This window comes from Anaerolineales bacterium (assembly GCA_015075625.1).
GTDB lineage: Bacteria > Chloroflexota > Anaerolineae > Aggregatilineales > UBA2796 > UBA2796.
In genome coordinates this window covers 726,107-741,011 of the sequence record JABTTZ010000001.1, presented here as the reverse complement: position 1 = coordinate 741,011, position 14,905 = coordinate 726,107, and the positions used below count along the sequence as shown (strand labels likewise).

The following is a 14,905-nucleotide window of genomic DNA, read 5'->3' as shown; positions in this document are numbered from 1 at the left end:
TTAGCCCGTTGGCGCGTTTGCTTCTAAGACGCGCACCACCTCTGCCAATTCGCTCAGGTGGACGATCACCGCGTCGGGGAGAACCCCTCCGGTCTCGGCAGGGTAACGCTGGATGTGCGCTGAAAATGGCTCAATGTGGGCGGGGCGCTCAAAGGGCGAAAGGGATTCTAGCTCTGGAACGGGAAGGCGCAGCACAGCGCTGAACCCCAAGCGTTTTGGGGCGGCAACATCGTGCATAAAATTATCACCCACACTGATGTAGCAGCGGTGCGGTGGGGCAGCGGGGTCATCTAGGTAGCGAGCAAAGAAACCCCGCTCTGTCTTTTGAAAACCAGTTATATCGGGCATCAGGAAGTCATCGAAACACTCCGTCAGACCAAGCGCATCCAAGACGGGGCGTTGGTAGACATTTAAGCCCATCGAGGCGACATTCAAAACGCGGTGCGCGGCGCGAAGGGCGCACAGGTGTACTTCTGCCTCGTCAAGGGTTGCCGTGTCGGGCGGGGCGGCATACTGGCGGGCAAGGACAGCGCATATATCGAGGGGGATTACCCCTAGCGGGATGCCATGCCGTCCGGCAATTTCTTGGACAATCTGATCCCAATCCCATACCCAGGCGGCGGAAAGGGGATTGGGGAGCGTCTGACGGTGGGCGTTTTCGGCAAGGACTTGCCGCAGCAGATTTTCGGGGGGGAGCGCACATGCCTGCGAGAGCATCCCCATGACACGAGGGAACACTTGCCGCGCAAAGGGATTTACCATGCACGTTCCATCCAAATCGATGAACAAGATGGTGCTTGCCGCAGAATTCACGACGGGTATGCTCCTATTCTCCCTGCCGAACAATAGTGATTGTCAGCGCCTCTGGGCGGACTGTCACCGCGCTGACGAATACGATCTCGCCTTCGACTGCCCGTTCCAGTAAACGCAAAATCACATCGCGCAACAGCCCCTCACTGGCTTTGATCAGGCGTGTACCAATACGCGCATCGAGGGGGACAAGCTCAACGGGATAGGTTTCCAGATAGCCCCCCGGCTGGCGGAACTGGATCATCAGTTCCGCCTCAATGGGTGACGCCCCAATAGGTGAGCCTAAGGGAATCAGGGATGCCTTGAGAGTGAGGAAATTAAAGCCCAAGTCAATCGTTGGGGCGGCGCTGTAGGATGAAAAAGGGGCGGAGTCAAAGGCGCGGGCAAGGGCAGCGTTAATCTGCGCCCGTGTCAGGATCACATCGCGCCCGCGTGCCGTGTTCGGGCGGATAGCAGGGGGTGCTTCGCCGGCAGGGTCAAGTGTTGCCGTTGGGGGGAGCGGCGTGGGCGAGGGGAGCGTCCGAAGGGTGGGCAGCGGTGTCACCGATGCGGCGGGCGTCCATGTTGGCAGCAGGGTGATTGTGGGAGGCGGGGTGATGCTCCCGCTCCCTGTAGGCGTGGCGTCAACCGTCGCGGTGACAGTTCTCGCGGGTGGCACGGTGGGTTCAGGCGGCTGCCCGCCACAGGCGCTGAGCAAAATGCTGATCAGCGCAAAAAGGGCAATGCCCCACCACAACCCCCGTCGTGCCTTGACGCCGCTCATCTGGTTAGGGGGTGGGCGTCGCTGATGGGGTGGGCGTTTCCGTCAGCGTGCCAGTTGGCGTCCCTGTTGCTGTTCCGGTAATTTGCACGGTGAATGTGCCGCCGGTCTCGGTGAGGGTGACCCCAAGCGTATCAAAGGTGGCGATATCCTTTTCAAAGCGCCGTATGGCGGCGGGAACAACGCGCATCATCAGCGCTCGGCGCAGCATCTCCGTGCCTAGCTCCACACGGGCTGTTGTCAAACCTCCGCCAGTGGTGGTGCGCACTTTCTGAACAACGAGGTAAAGCTGACCGCTCAAGATGCGCGGTTTGAACTCAAACTCGGCGGAAATGCCGCTTGTGGTGAAATCGTTAAAGTTCACCTCGAGGAGCAGCGATTCTTTGCTGAGGCGTGCCTTCGGCTCAACATTGATCTCACCCGTATACCATGTCTCGCGTAGTTCCATTGCGAGTGCCGCGTTCAGACTGTCCAACGTCCAGGCAACGGTGAGCCGCCCATCTTTGCTGATCATCCCAGGCTCGCCGCCAACGGGGGAGGCAGATGGGCGCGGGGTGCGCGAGGGAATGGGTGTGTTCGTGGGTAGGCGGGTGCTTGTTGGACGCGGGGTGAAGGTTGGCGGGAGAGTCCATGTGGGCAAGTTGGTTGCCGAAAGGCGCGTCACGACAACGGTGGCGAACAACTGCGGGGTGGGAGACGCCACAGGGCGCAGGGTTGCGGTGGGGACGGGTGGGGTACAGCCCACCAAACCACCTAAGAGAATGAGAAGAATCAGTCCCCCCAACCGTGTTCGTCCGTCCATCGCGCTCTCAGCCCTCCTGTGAATGCCCAATGTTGACTCTACCACGACGTGCGGCAGGAGGCGAATACTAGAGCATTTTCTGGCATTTTCTCATCATCCTTCTCATGATCCCTCATCAACTTTCGGCTATAATGCCAGCGCGTTCGCGTTAGTTGCTTAGGGGATGGAATCACGGATGCGTATTTCGCCTTTGTTTGTGTTGGTCATTCTGATTGTCGGCGCGATGCTGACGGTGGGAGGGGCGTTTGCCGCCTACAACGGCGTCAAAACGGTGGTACTTCAATCTCCCATTGAGCTTCCCCCACCGCCGCAAGTAGGGGCGATCCGCCCAACGCCTATCCCCTTGATCGCCGCCGACACAGAGACGCCGCCCCCCCTTGCCACCGAGTCAGGAACGGATGGAACGCCCGTCGCCGTCGCCCCTGTTGAGCCGACGGCGCTTCCCACCTGGAATGATCCGAAACGGGTGACGATTCTCCTGCTCGGTATTGATCAGCGCCCCCAAGAGACGGGACCCTTCCGCACCGATACGCTGATCGTCCTCAGTGTTGACCCGATCAGCAAACAGGCGGCGATGCTCTCCATCCCCCGTGATGTCTATGTAAAGATTCCGGGATTCAATGCGCCGCTCTCGCCAAACCGAATCAATGCGGCGAATTATATTGGCGATCTGAACGAATACCCAGGCGGGGGGGCAGCGTTGGCGGTGAAAACAGTCGAAAACCTTCTGGGCATTCCCATTCAGGGTTATGTCCTGATCAATTTTCAGGCATTTGAGACGCTGATCAACGCCATTGGGACGATCCAGGTCTGCCCGACGGATCGCATCTTTGATGCCAACTACCCAGATACAGAAACCTACGGGGTGATCACCGTCGAGTTTCAACCCGGCTGTCAAGAATTGGACAGCACACGCCTGCTGCAATATGCGCGGGTGCGTCACAATGCGGGAGATGATATTGGACGGGCGCAGCGCCAACAAGAAGTGATTCGGGCAGTGAAAGACAAGGTGTTGACGCTTGGCGGGCTATCGACTCTGATTGGGCGTGCGCCAGAGATTTGGAGTGCCCTTGCCGAAAACATCAAGACGAATCTCACCTTTGAGGAGGCGCTTCAATTAGCCTCTCTTGCCCAAGATGTAAAGGAAATCAAATCTGCGGTGTTGACAATCAAGACGGAAAAAGGCGGGCAGCTTCTTCCGGCGACACTGCAATCTGGTGAGCAGGTCATGACGCCCTTCTATGAGGGAATCTACCAACTTGTGGGCGACCTGTTCACCACCGGGCAGGGCGGTCCCAGCAACCCGCAGGCATCGGAAGAAAACGCGACCATCTATATAGCGAATGGGGCGGGAATCGATGGGTTGGCGGGGCGGACGCGAGATCGCCTTGTGGGGGCGGGGTTTAATATTGTAGGGGTGGGGAATGCCGAAGGCGTCGGTCTTTACGGACAGAGTGAGATTCGTGTTTATGGCAGCAAATTCAAGACAGCTCGCTATCTTGCCGAAGTATTAGGGCTGACAAATACGATCATCACTGCCGGCTCGGAGCCAAACCCCCCCGCCGATATTGTCTTGATCGTCGGAAAAGATTTGGCGCAATGATAGTGATATTCCGCCGATTTAGCTTTCGGGACGGTTGAAATCGGTATCGTCAATGATCGTCCCGGTGAGCGTATCATGGGTAAGCTGTGCCAAGGTACCATAGGTGGTTAATTTTGGCGTGGTGTAGTGCTTTTTGATAGCCTTGCCTGCTGTGTTTGGAGCAGATGGGGACGGTTCTATAAACATGGATGATCCCTTTTACTCCCTATCCCAGATCATTTTGGATAGTCTGCATAGGATGAACCCCAATCAGATTAATTGTGATCAGTATAGACAATTCCCTCGCGGTACGCAACTCACATTCCAATGAGCGCACTTTGTGGGTTCGTGTGTTGGGATCGCCAACCGGCTCTCGACGGGTTTCAGGCGATGATTGGAGCGCTTGCTCACCGAGGGACTGCCCAGACATGGATCACGGGTGGCGTTCATCTTGCCGCCTTTGGTGAGGATGCCTCACTTCGGATCGAGAGCGATCCCCCCTCTCTATTCCTCGCTGTGAGCAGCACCCAACCTCATAGCGTCTTATACGAAGGGCTTGTTCGGTGGGGAACGGAGACGGCACAGCACATCCCCGGTGAATACAGTGCCGCCTTGTGGGATGCCCCGACGGAACGGCTCACCCTGACGCACGACCACTTTGGCGCACGCCCCGTCTATTATTACGCTTGTCGATCTTTTTGCGCCTTTGCTACGGAGTTAGGGGCAATTTTGGCGCTGCCCGATGTTCCCCGCCGGATCGATGAGTCTCATCTTGCCGCCTACCTTCTGAACCTTGACACAGAAACGCTCACCTTTTACCGCGACATTGCCCTGATTCCCTGTGGCGGTTCTGTTGAAATCGGGGCAGCCGAGCGCACCCCGCAGGTAAGAGTAACTCCCCTCCCGCCAATGGAAGGCTTTCTTCGCTTGCCCGATGACCGCGCCTATGAAGAAGCCTTTCGGGAACACTTTGCCCAAGCAGTACGACGGCGAATGGGAGAGGTGTTCGCTAGCCCGCCGCAGCCCATCGGCACACATCTGAGCGGCGGCTTGGACTCAAGCCTGATCACCGTCATGGCACGGTCAATCTTATCCAGCAGCAAGGCGGCTGAGGGCGGCTCACTGCACGCTTTTCACCTTGTTCCCCCCAACACGCCCGAACGGGATGAACGCCCCTTTGCCCGTGCGGTGGCAGCGACGGGTGGTTTGATCCATCACGAGGTTGCCGAAGGGAGCGCCTTTGATCATCTAGATAGGCTGCTTCAGGCACATGGACAGCCTATCTTCAGCATGAACGGGGCAGCGCACCTCGCGCTCAATCGGGCGGCACACGATCTCGGCGTCCGCGTGATGCTTGATGGCGAAGATGGTGATGGCGTCCTTTCACACGGCTGGACATACCTTGACGAATTAGCCGCACAAGGGGATTGGGATGCCTTCCTTCGGGAGGCAAAGGCGGCAGCGGCGTTACGGGGGACAACAGCCCATGCCTACCTTTACAAAACGCGGGATGCGCTTGCCCATTTCTTAAAACGAGGGCGGTTGGCTGCCTACCTGAAAGGGATGCAGATGCTCCGCCGAGGGTTGGGGAAAGGGACAACCCGTCGCCTTGCCAAAAATACCGCCGCCGCCATCCTCAAACCGCGCCAGAGCGATCCGCTTTATGGCTGGCGTAAACGTCTTTTGGCAAACGATAGACTGCTGACCATTCCCCGTTGGAAAGAACCAGCCCCCCGCATGGAGCATCTCGCACACCATCAGGGGCTAGGGCGTGCGCGGCGGGCAATCCTCTTAGCAGAGATCGACGCCATTGGCGGGGCGGCGGGGATCGCCATGCGCCACCCCTTTTACGATCTCGATTTGGTTAGGTTTTGTTTGGCGCTGCCGCCAGAACAAAAAATGCGCAGCGGGGTCACCCGTTCATTGGCACGGCGGGCGCTGGCGGAAATGCTCCCTGAATCGGTGCGGGCGCGTTTGACCAAGAGCGATTTTGCCCTCTCCCTCGTCCACGATCTACTGACAACGGCACGCCCGTTCGTAGATAGGCTGTTTGATTCTGACCTAGAAGGCTTTGTATCTATTCTGAATCTTGACGAAGTACGCCACCTTGCGGGGCGGATCAGAGGGCTGCCTGATTATAGGGCGTATGAGGCAGGGTGGGAGTCTTCTTTTGCGCTGACCCTGATTCGGCGGATGGTTATTGCTGCTCATTGGCTTGGCTGAGAGGAAAATTCAGTGCGATAGATTAGGCGTTTGCCCTACGAACCCTCGCAAATTCGGCTGTTTTCCGCTATTCTTTCCGGCGCTATCCACATTGGTATATAAGCGCGGGTGTCATGAGACAACGGTTGTTTGGCTATCTTGGGCTGTTTTTTCGGGGCGTGTTTACGCTCATTAGCATCGGCACCATCATCCTTTTGGCGCATCTCGCGCTAAATGGTCTACGCGATTTGAACACACGAAGGGCAGTATACGCCACACAAACAGCGCAGAGCATTGTTTACCCCGGCACAGCCACCGCGTTAGCCCTTCTCAATGCCACTCGCCTTGCTTCTCCGCTCCCAACGACACAGCCCACCACGGCTCTCGATGTGTTCTCCATGACAGAAACGGCGATCAGTGAGCGCTTGCTAACGCCTCTTGAGACGCCTCTTGAGACGCCCCTCGAACGCCCACTGGAGACGGCGACGCCTTCCCCCGAACCACCCACCTTCACACCAACAATTACTGCGTCCCCCCTGCCACCCTCAGCGACGCCCACCCCCGATAGCCCAACAGGGGAACCGACACAAACCGATCTACCAACGCTGATCAGCGAAGTGACTATTATGACGGCGACGCCGCAAGGGGCGGCGATTCTTCCGACGGAGACACCGATCCCGCCAAGCGCCACGTCAAGTGTCACACCCACACTGCCACCACCGACGCCAACCATCACACCGAGTCTGACGCCAACAGAGCGCCCAACGGACACGGCAACAGCGACCCATACGCATACAGCGAGCGCAACATTCACCGCCACGCTGACCGAAACGCCGCTCCCGCCGACGGCAACCGAGACGATGGGGACGACGCTTATCGCCGTGACGCCGCCGCCGACGAACACGCGCCGTCCAACCCGAACGGTGCTGCCCACCGAAGCTCCAACGATTGCGCCGACGGTCATTGCCGCCTTGCCAACCGCCGGAGCAACCAGCACCCTGCCCCGTGTGCCGGGACGTGATGCCTGCGAAGGGAAAAGTACCCCACCAACGGCGATCCCACCGCGTGCGGCACGGCTGCAAGCGGGCACCTACGACATTATGAATATCCTCTTGATCGGCAGCGATTCCGATCTCGACCCGACGGAACGTTCCTTCCGCACCGATACGATGCTGGTGGTTTCCGTCAACCGGACGACAAACACTGTCGCCATGTTGAGCATCCCCCGCGATCTGTTCGTGTGTATTCCCAATTTAGGGATGCAGCGGATCAATGTCGCCTATACATGGGGGGAATCCGTTGGGTGGCAGCCAAATGGCGGGTTTGGGCTGCTCCAAGAGACGATCCTCTACAACTTGGGCATCCCGATCCATTTCTATGCGCGGATCAGCTTTAACGGGTTTAAGCAGGTCATCGACACGCTGAACGGTGTTTCGCTGGCGGTGGATTGCCCCATTAAGGGTCCGAAATTCACCGGTCAATATGACGCCCAAAACGCCCCAATCTTTGAAGAGAACTTCCAACTGACGCCGGGCTATTACCGCTTGGATGGGATCACCGCGCTGTGGTATGCACGGATGCGTACCGGGACGAGCGACTTTGACCGCAACCGCCGCCAACAGCAAATTTTGCGGGCAATCTGGCGGGAGGCACGCGATCAGGGCTTGCTGGCGAAAGCGCCCGAACTGTGGGGACAAGCAACCCAGATTGTGGAGACAAACCTCCAACTTCAAGACATTATCGGACTGCTGCCTGTTGCGCTGAACTTGAACCCGGCGAACATCACCCAGTTTACGATGGTCAAGGGGCGGGAGACGGATGGCTGGACAACCCCGCAGAACGAAGCTGTTCAAATCCCGATCCCAGAGGGGATGGCAAACACCCTCTTAAACTTCTATACGCCGCCGACGAATCGGATAACCGAATCCTTAGGGGCAATGGAAGTGATCAATGGCTCTGGTGTCCCCGATTTGGAACGGGTGGCGATTGACGCCTTAGGATGGGGGGGCTTTGCCGCTACATCGGGCGGGGTGCTGGAGGCTGCCCCCAAGACGGTGGTCTATGACTATACAGGGGGCGCTTCGCCGCAGACGTTACAGCGGATGCTGCGGGCGTTGAATGTGCGGGCAAGCGCGGTGATTAGCCAACCCGACCCCAATGCCACAGTATCCTTCAAGATTGTCCTCGGCGCGGATTACAACCCGTGCAGCGCACCGGGCTTTGGCACAGCGGTGAATTAACGTGTGCCGCCAATGATTATGTTGACCCACAAGGTAGGCGTCTTGTCCCCGTGCTAAAGCACGGGGCTGAGACCAGAGAAACCCCCAAATCTGTTTTCAGTCCGGCAGGTGGGTGCCGAGGATACGTTGCCGATAGACTCTTGTGCCGCACCCGAAGGGAGGCTGTTTGTATGCCCGGAATGTCCGCCCGTGTCGCCCCCTTTGGGACGACCATTTTCGCTGAGATAAACACCCTTGCCCGCCAGCACAATGCCGTAAACTTAGGGCAAGGTGCGCCGGATTTCGATGCCCCTGCCGAGGTGATCGCCGCCGCCGAATACGCCCTTCGCTCTGCCCAAAACCAGTATGCGCCGGGCATTGGCACACAGGCAGCGCGGGAGGCGGTGGCACAGCACGCCCTCCGTTTTTATGGGCAGCAGATCGACCCCGCCACCGAGGTGTTGATCACTGCGGGGGCAACCGAGGCGATGTTTGCGGCGATCCTCGGTGTGACCGACCCGGGTGATGAGGTGATCGTTTTTGCCCCCACCTATGATAGCTATGTCCCCAACATGACGATGGGCGGCGTCAGTCCGCGCTATGTCTATTTGAATCCGCCAGACTGGGCATTTACCCCCGCCGAACTTGCAGCGGCAATCACCCCCCGCACACGGGCGATCATTATCAACACCCCGCACAACCCCACCGGAAAGGTTTATAACCGAGCGGAATTAGAGGACATTGCCCGCCTGTGCCAAGCCCGCGACCTGATCGCCATCACCGATGAAGTCTACGAACACATCCTTTACGACGGCACGCCTCATCTGCGGCTGGCGACGCTCCCCGGCATGGCGGAACGGACGATCACGATCAGCAGCTTGGGCAAAACCTTCAGCGTCACGGGCTGGAAAATTGGGTGGGTGATCGCCTCGCCCGCGCTGGTGACAGCCGTGAACAGAGCGCATCAGTTCATCACCTACGCCGTTGCCACGCCGCTCCAAGTTGCCGCCGCCGCCGCCCTCCACCTGCCCGACGCCTATTTTAGAGGATTGCACAGCACCTTTCAGCGGCGGCGCGATTACCTGATGGGCGTTTTGGGGGAGGCGGGGTTTACCCCCCTAACCCCGCAAGGGGGGTATTTCGTCATGGTCGATTGGCGTTCGGGAGCGCCCCCCGCCGTGACAAACGATGTTCAGTTTGCCGAATGGCTGATCCGTGAGGTGGGTGTTGCGTGCATCCCGCCGAGCGCCTTTTACACCCCACCCGAAAAGCACCGCGTGGCACATCTGGCGCGATTTGCCATCTGCAAACAGGATTTAACACTCACAGCAGCGGCAGAACGTCTGACAAGGGTACGGAGATAGGATAAGAAGTAAACGGCAGTAAGTAAAAATAAAGAGGGTTGATGTAGATGCATTCAGCCCCTTACAGATGGTGGCGAAAAGGACGGCTTAAATACCGTCCTTTTTATTCAGTTGATTTTGTTCAGAACTTTTTCAAACCGCCGCCATAGCCTTGTCAGATGAATCCCTTACACTGTAATCATGAACAGAAATGACAAGCACAGTTTGAAGGGATAAACGATCATGACCACCCCTACGATGGCTCTCTTTGACCCCCGCAAAGTTGGTACGATGTATGAACCGAACATGCAGCGTGCCTACGAAATGGGCGTCGCGGACTTCCAAACCCCCGCCAGCGCTGATGGCACTCGCGTCCTTGCCTGGTTAATCGATATGCAAGTTGATTTTGTCTTTCCCGCGCCAATCGGCAATCTCTCTGTGCCGGGGGCGGTGGATGACACGGTACGCACGGTAGATTGGCTTTATCGCAATGCCCACCAGATCACCCAGATTGCCGCCTCGTTGGATACCCATACGCCTTTCCAGATTTTCTACCCCTCGTGGTGGAAGAACAGCAGGGGTGAACGCCCCGCACCCTTCACAGCGATTAGCGCCGACGATGTGCGCAAGGGGATTTGGACACCGATTACCGAACCGATTTGGTCGATCAAGTACCTTGATGAACTGGAAAACGTTGGGAAGAAGCAGCTAATGATTTGGCCCTTCCACTGCATGGAAGGATCAACGGGACGGGCGCTTGTTCCGGCGCTTACCGAGGCAATCATGTACCACAGTGGAGCGCGGATGGCACAGCCCACCTTCCTGACGAAGGGGACGATTGCCCACACGGAGTTCTACAGCGTCGTTGAGCCAGAGGTGAAGTATCCCAAGCACCCCGATGGCGGCTTGAATACGCGCTTTCTGGAGATGGTCGCCCAATTTGACTTGATTTATGTGGCGGGGCAGGCGCGTTCACACTGCGTGTTGGAGACGATGAACAGCGTCGTCCGTCACTTCGCCGCCCACCCAGAGGTGATCCGCAAGCTGCGCTTCTTGGATGACTGCACCTCCTCCATTCCGGGTTTTGAGAAGGCAACCGAGGCAGCCATTCAACAGTTCGTGGCGAAGGGTGTCAAGCTGGTGAAATCCACCGACAAAATCGGCTAACCGCTTTTCCCACCACTATTCTACTTATGAGGGCGCATACGATGCGCCCCTACTTGGAGACAAACCAATGACCAGCCAAAACCTTCATTCCCTTTTTCAAAATGCCCAATCGAATGGGCTGAGCCGCCAATCTGTTGACCTGCTGGTGCAGAATCTTGATGGGCAGACCGGACTCGGTTGTGTGGGTGCGCAGGTAGACGATCTGAACACCGATGATGTGACACTGCTCGCTGTCTTACTCGATGAATCTGGCTCGATGGACAGCGTTCGTAACGACGTGATCGACGCCTTCAACCAGATGATGCGGGCGCTGCACGATAGCAAAGCGAAAGACAGCATCCTCGTTAGCGCGTGGAAATTTGCGAATAGCCCGTCGCTGCTGTTCAACTACACGCCCATTGACAACGTGAAAGACCTGACGGCACAGGACTACACCCCCAACGGCGGGACGGCGCTCTATGATGCGACGATGGACAGCTTCACTGGAATCGTTGGCTATGGGCAGGATTTGCGCAACAACGGGATTCGGACGCGCTGCATCGTCGTCGTCGTCACCGATGGTGGCGATAACAGCAGCGGTCATTCGGCGGCAAGCGTCCGCACTGTAGCGCTCGACTTGCTGCGGCAGGAATACTACTCACTGGCGTTCGTCGGCTTTGGCGATGAACCCATGTTTACCCAGATTGCCCAAGCAATGGGCTTCCCCTCGCTGATGACGGCGGGGACGGGCGCGAAGGAAATTCGCAAAGCCTTAAACTTGGTCAGCGGCAGCATCATCAAGGCAAGTCAGGCGAAAATCCAGCCGACGGGGAACAATTTCTTCACCCCGTAGTACCTTCTTTCTTTTGTAGGGCGTATACCATGCGCCCCTACAAAAGGCAGGCGTTCGATGCGTTGTCTCTGAGAGGATAAACGATTATGCCCATCTATTTCTATTCCACAACAGGGGAACACGGCTGTTTCTCGAACTTTTCCCGACATGGCTTCACCCTTGATGGCGTGTACTGGAAAACGAGTGAACACTACTTCCAAGCTCAGAAATTTGTTGGCACGGAGCATGTCGAACGAATCCGATTGGCAAAGACGCCTAATCAGGCGGCGTTGATGGGGCGGGATCGAAAACGCCCACTCCGTCCCGATTGGGAGAGCGTGAAGGAAGCGATTATGCAAGCGGCGGTCTTGGCAAAGTTCAGCCAAAACGAGGCGATTCGCGCCATCCTCTTGGGAACGGGCGATGAGGCGCTCGTGGAGAACGCGCCAAAGGATTACTACTGGGGCATTGGGACGAACGGCACGGGAAAAAACCGCCTCGGTGTGATCCTCGCTGCGGTGCGGGCGATCCTTCGTGAACAAGAGGGACAGACACAGACAACGGAGGGAACACAGTGACCACGACGGCGGACATTCGGCTGCGCGCCCGCGCTGGACAAGTCACAGGGCGCGATCATATTTTGCGAGGGATGAACTGTCAGGATGCCTACACCCTGCTTGAACAGGCGGATGCGGTGATTGGTATTGTCTGTGATGGCTGCGGCGTTGGGGGGCGTTCGGAGGTGGGTGCGGCGTTGGCGGCGCAGTTCATTAGCGGGCGGGTGGCGCGGGCGTTGGCGGAAGGAATCGCCCTAGAGGGACTGCCAGATGTGATCTATGCCGAAACAATCCGCTTCTTAGAGGGAATCGTCAGCGCTGTAGACCCGATGAACCGTCCGGGCTTTGTCCGCGATTACCTGCTTTTCACCGTGATTGGCGTCGTGATCACACCCACCGGCGGGGTTATCTTCGCCGCTGGTGATGGACTCATTGTGCTGGATAGCCGGATGATTCGCCGCGACGAAAATAACACGCCAAGCTACATCGGCTACCACGTTGTTGATCCAGCGGTGCTGGCAGAGGCAGCGCTACCAAGCGGGTTCGATATCTACCCCCTCCCTTCAGATTGGGCGCGGGTTGCCATCGCAACGGATGGTTTCGAGGCAGACGTTCTCCCTAACCTGTGGGGAAAAGCCCACCCACGCGGAGTCCAGCGTTGGCTGAACGTTCTTTCCAGCCAAGAAAAACGTTTCCGTGATGATGCTACGGTGATTGCGGTGGAACGAATCGGGGCATAGCTGAACAGCACCAGATAGCGCAGGGAATAAGGGAAGGCAGCCATGAACGTCACCATTGACAACAAACGAGTCAATTTGTCCGATAAAGATGTGATTGGGATGGGCGGCGAGGCGACAATCTTCCGGTACAAGGGCGATGCGGTGAAAGTCTATAGCCAGCCCACCCCCGCCCGTGACCGGAAGCTGCGCGATATGATTGCCGCCTGTGCTGCCCTACCCAACCAGGTGATTGCCCCCCGCACGCTCACCTTTGACAAAAGCGCGAAAACTGTGGTTGGGTTCACTATGGCGCTCTTAGACCCGAATTATGTAGAGGTGCGACGGCTTTCCACAAAGAATTACCGCGCCACCAGCGGCATTACAGCGCGGGAGGTGACGGCGCTTTTCCTTGACACATGGCGAACGCTTCAGGCGATCCATCAGGCAGGAATGGTCGTTGGCGATTTCAACGATCTCAACCTGATGTTCAATGGGGCGGCGGGAAAAGCGCCCACAGAGATGATCTTCATTGACACCGATAGTTTTCAATATGGCGCTCACCCCTGTATGGTTGGCACGGAGGCGTTCCTCGATCCGCTTCTCTATGGCGTTGATCTGGACAAAGCGCCGATCTTCAAACCGGAACATGATTGGTACTCCTTCGCCGTCTTGCTGTTTAAGTCGCTCTTACTCACGCACCCCTACGGTGGCGTTCATCCCCTCGTGACAACGCTCATCGGGCGGGCGCAAGGGCGGATCAGCGTCTTCGATGCACAGGTCAAATACCCGCGCATTGCCTACGCGCCAGAACTGCTCACCGATGAGTTGATCACCTGCTTTGAGACATTCTTCACTGCCGGCAAACGCATGGTATTCCCTGAAGCAGCGCTTTGTGATTACCTCAATGGGCTGCGGGAGTGCGCCAATTGTGGGGCAAGCTACCCCGACAGTCGGGCGCAATGCCCCATCTGTGCAGCGGCATCGCCCACCCCGCCCACGCCGAAACTTGGCGGGCAAGTTGCTGGCAGCCGTCCGATTTTCCAAGCGGGGGGAAATATTGTGGCATGGAAGGTATCTGGCGAGACGATCCGCCTGATCGCCCGCGAGAACGAACGCTTTATCTACTACCGCATAGGGAATGGCGCGACACAGCGCGTCGTCCTCTTTGATGCCCTTTCCAATGCGCGGTTCACCTTCTTGGAGGATATGATCATCATTTCGCCCGCGCCCGATAGTGACGACCTGATGGTGGTCGATTGCAGCACAGGTAAACCGGTGGGCATCCTCAAGACGACGACGGGGCGCTATGGTGGGAATGCCCCGATGTTTGGGGCAAGCACGCGCCACCTCTATCGCCTTGTGGGGGGCTATCTGATGCGCGGGTCTATCGAACAGGGCAACCTGTTAGAACAGCCGGTGATGGCAGCAGCCGAAAATCAAACGTGGATACAGGTTGCCCCCGACATGGATCGCGTGATCGGCTGCTTCCGTGTCTACAGCGCCTATTCGTTCTTCCTTCTCGATGGCTCAACGCGCATCGATGCGGCGGTGACACCTCTTGATCGCGGTGAGGTTGTCCTCAGCATAACCGCATACTTTGCCCCGCAGAGTGTCTTAATCGCCCGCCATACACAGATCAACGGGGTGGAACAGGTGCGCCTTGATGAGGTTGATCTGAAGGGGCGCTTGGCAAACGCCCGCACGGTGAAAGCCGAGGATTTCGATCCATTGGAGGCACATGCCTATATGACAGGTATTCTGCTGCGGGCGTCCGATGTAGGAATCGTCCAAGAGCGGTTGAACGGGGGACGGGGCAAGGTGTTCACCCAAACGGAAACCTTCGTTGGGCAGGGAGATGCGCTCTGTGCCTACCAAGATGGGTTGTTGGTCAAGCGCGATGATCGCTTGTTCTTGCTGACGCTCTAAGCCTCTC

At 57.6% G+C, this 14,905-nt stretch carries 13 protein-coding genes; 9 read left to right on the top strand and 4 right to left on the bottom strand.

The window, feature by feature from the left end; translation table 11 throughout:
- Genes HS103_03100 through HS103_03090 form a run of 3 tightly spaced genes read right to left on the bottom strand, consistent with a single transcriptional unit; the run spans nucleotide 1 to nucleotide 2,372 of the window.
- Nucleotides 1-813 (bottom strand): HAD family hydrolase, encoded by an 813-nt coding sequence (locus tag HS103_03100; GenBank protein MBE7511791.1) that lies wholly within the window; start codon nucleotides 811-813, stop codon nucleotides 1-3.
- 13 nt (nucleotides 814-826) lie between these two features.
- Complete coding sequence (locus HS103_03095) at nucleotides 827-1,573, bottom strand: hypothetical protein (protein MBE7511790.1); 747 nt, start codon at nucleotides 1,571-1,573, stop codon at nucleotides 827-829.
- A gap of 4 nt (nucleotides 1,574-1,577) precedes the next feature.
- A complete protein-coding gene (locus HS103_03090; protein MBE7511789.1) occupies nucleotides 1,578-2,372 on the bottom strand; it encodes a hypothetical protein in 795 nt (264 codons plus the stop codon).
- A 175-nt stretch (nucleotides 2,373-2,547) separates the two neighbouring features.
- On the opposite strand from HS103_03090, the gene HS103_03085 reads away from it, so the two are divergent.
- Nucleotides 2,548-3,975: an LCP family protein gene (locus HS103_03085; GenBank protein ID MBE7511788.1), complete on the top strand. Its 1,428-nt coding sequence runs from the start codon at nucleotides 2,548-2,550 to the stop codon at nucleotides 3,973-3,975.
- Between the two features lie 18 nt (nucleotides 3,976-3,993).
- Here the strand turns inward: HS103_03085 and HS103_03080 are convergent, their stop codons facing one another.
- On the bottom strand, nucleotides 3,994-4,161 hold the full coding sequence (locus HS103_03080; GenBank protein ID MBE7511787.1) for a hypothetical protein: 168 nt from the start codon (nucleotides 4,159-4,161) through the stop codon (nucleotides 3,994-3,996).
- Between the two features lie 120 nt (nucleotides 4,162-4,281).
- Here HS103_03080 and HS103_03075 point away from each other — a divergent pair, with 120 nt between their 5' ends.
- The 8 genes from HS103_03075 to HS103_03040 all read left to right on the top strand — a co-directional run bounded on the left by HS103_03075 (nucleotide 4,282) and on the right by HS103_03040 (nucleotide 14,898).
- Nucleotides 4,282-6,177 carry a hypothetical protein gene (locus HS103_03075; protein MBE7511786.1) on the top strand — a complete coding sequence of 632 codons (1,896 nt, stop codon included), beginning with the start codon at nucleotides 4,282-4,284 and terminating at the stop codon, nucleotides 6,175-6,177.
- Between the two features lie 113 nt (nucleotides 6,178-6,290).
- Entirely contained in the window at nucleotides 6,291-8,396 is a 2,106-nt protein-coding gene (locus HS103_03070; GenBank protein MBE7511785.1) for an LCP family protein, read from the top strand.
- 170 nt (nucleotides 8,397-8,566) lie between these two features.
- A complete protein-coding gene (locus HS103_03065; GenBank protein ID MBE7511784.1) occupies nucleotides 8,567-9,739 on the top strand; it encodes an aminotransferase class I/II-fold pyridoxal phosphate-dependent enzyme in 1,173 nt (390 codons plus the stop codon).
- 222 nt (nucleotides 9,740-9,961) lie between these two features.
- Nucleotides 9,962-10,885, top strand: coding sequence for a hypothetical protein (locus tag HS103_03060; GenBank protein ID MBE7511783.1), 924 nt, complete (start codon nucleotides 9,962-9,964; stop codon nucleotides 10,883-10,885).
- Nucleotides 10,886-10,952: 67 nt separating this feature from the next.
- Nucleotides 10,953-11,717 (top strand): VWA domain-containing protein, encoded by a 765-nt coding sequence (locus tag HS103_03055; GenBank protein MBE7511782.1) that lies wholly within the window; start codon nucleotides 10,953-10,955, stop codon nucleotides 11,715-11,717.
- An 86-nt stretch (nucleotides 11,718-11,803) separates the two neighbouring features.
- Entirely contained in the window at nucleotides 11,804-12,274 is a 471-nt protein-coding gene (locus tag HS103_03050) for an NADAR family protein (GenBank protein MBE7511781.1), read from the top strand.
- Nucleotides 12,271-12,993 carry a protein phosphatase 2C domain-containing protein gene (locus tag HS103_03045; protein ID MBE7511780.1) on the top strand — a complete coding sequence of 241 codons (723 nt, stop codon included), beginning with the start codon at nucleotides 12,271-12,273 and terminating at the stop codon, nucleotides 12,991-12,993. The genes HS103_03050 and HS103_03045 overlap by 4 nt, the downstream gene beginning before the upstream one ends.
- Nucleotides 12,994-13,035: 42 nt before the next feature.
- On the top strand, nucleotides 13,036-14,898 hold the full coding sequence (locus HS103_03040; GenBank protein ID MBE7511779.1) for a hypothetical protein: 1,863 nt from the start codon (nucleotides 13,036-13,038) through the stop codon (nucleotides 14,896-14,898).
- Nucleotides 14,899-14,905 lie beyond the last annotated feature (7 nt).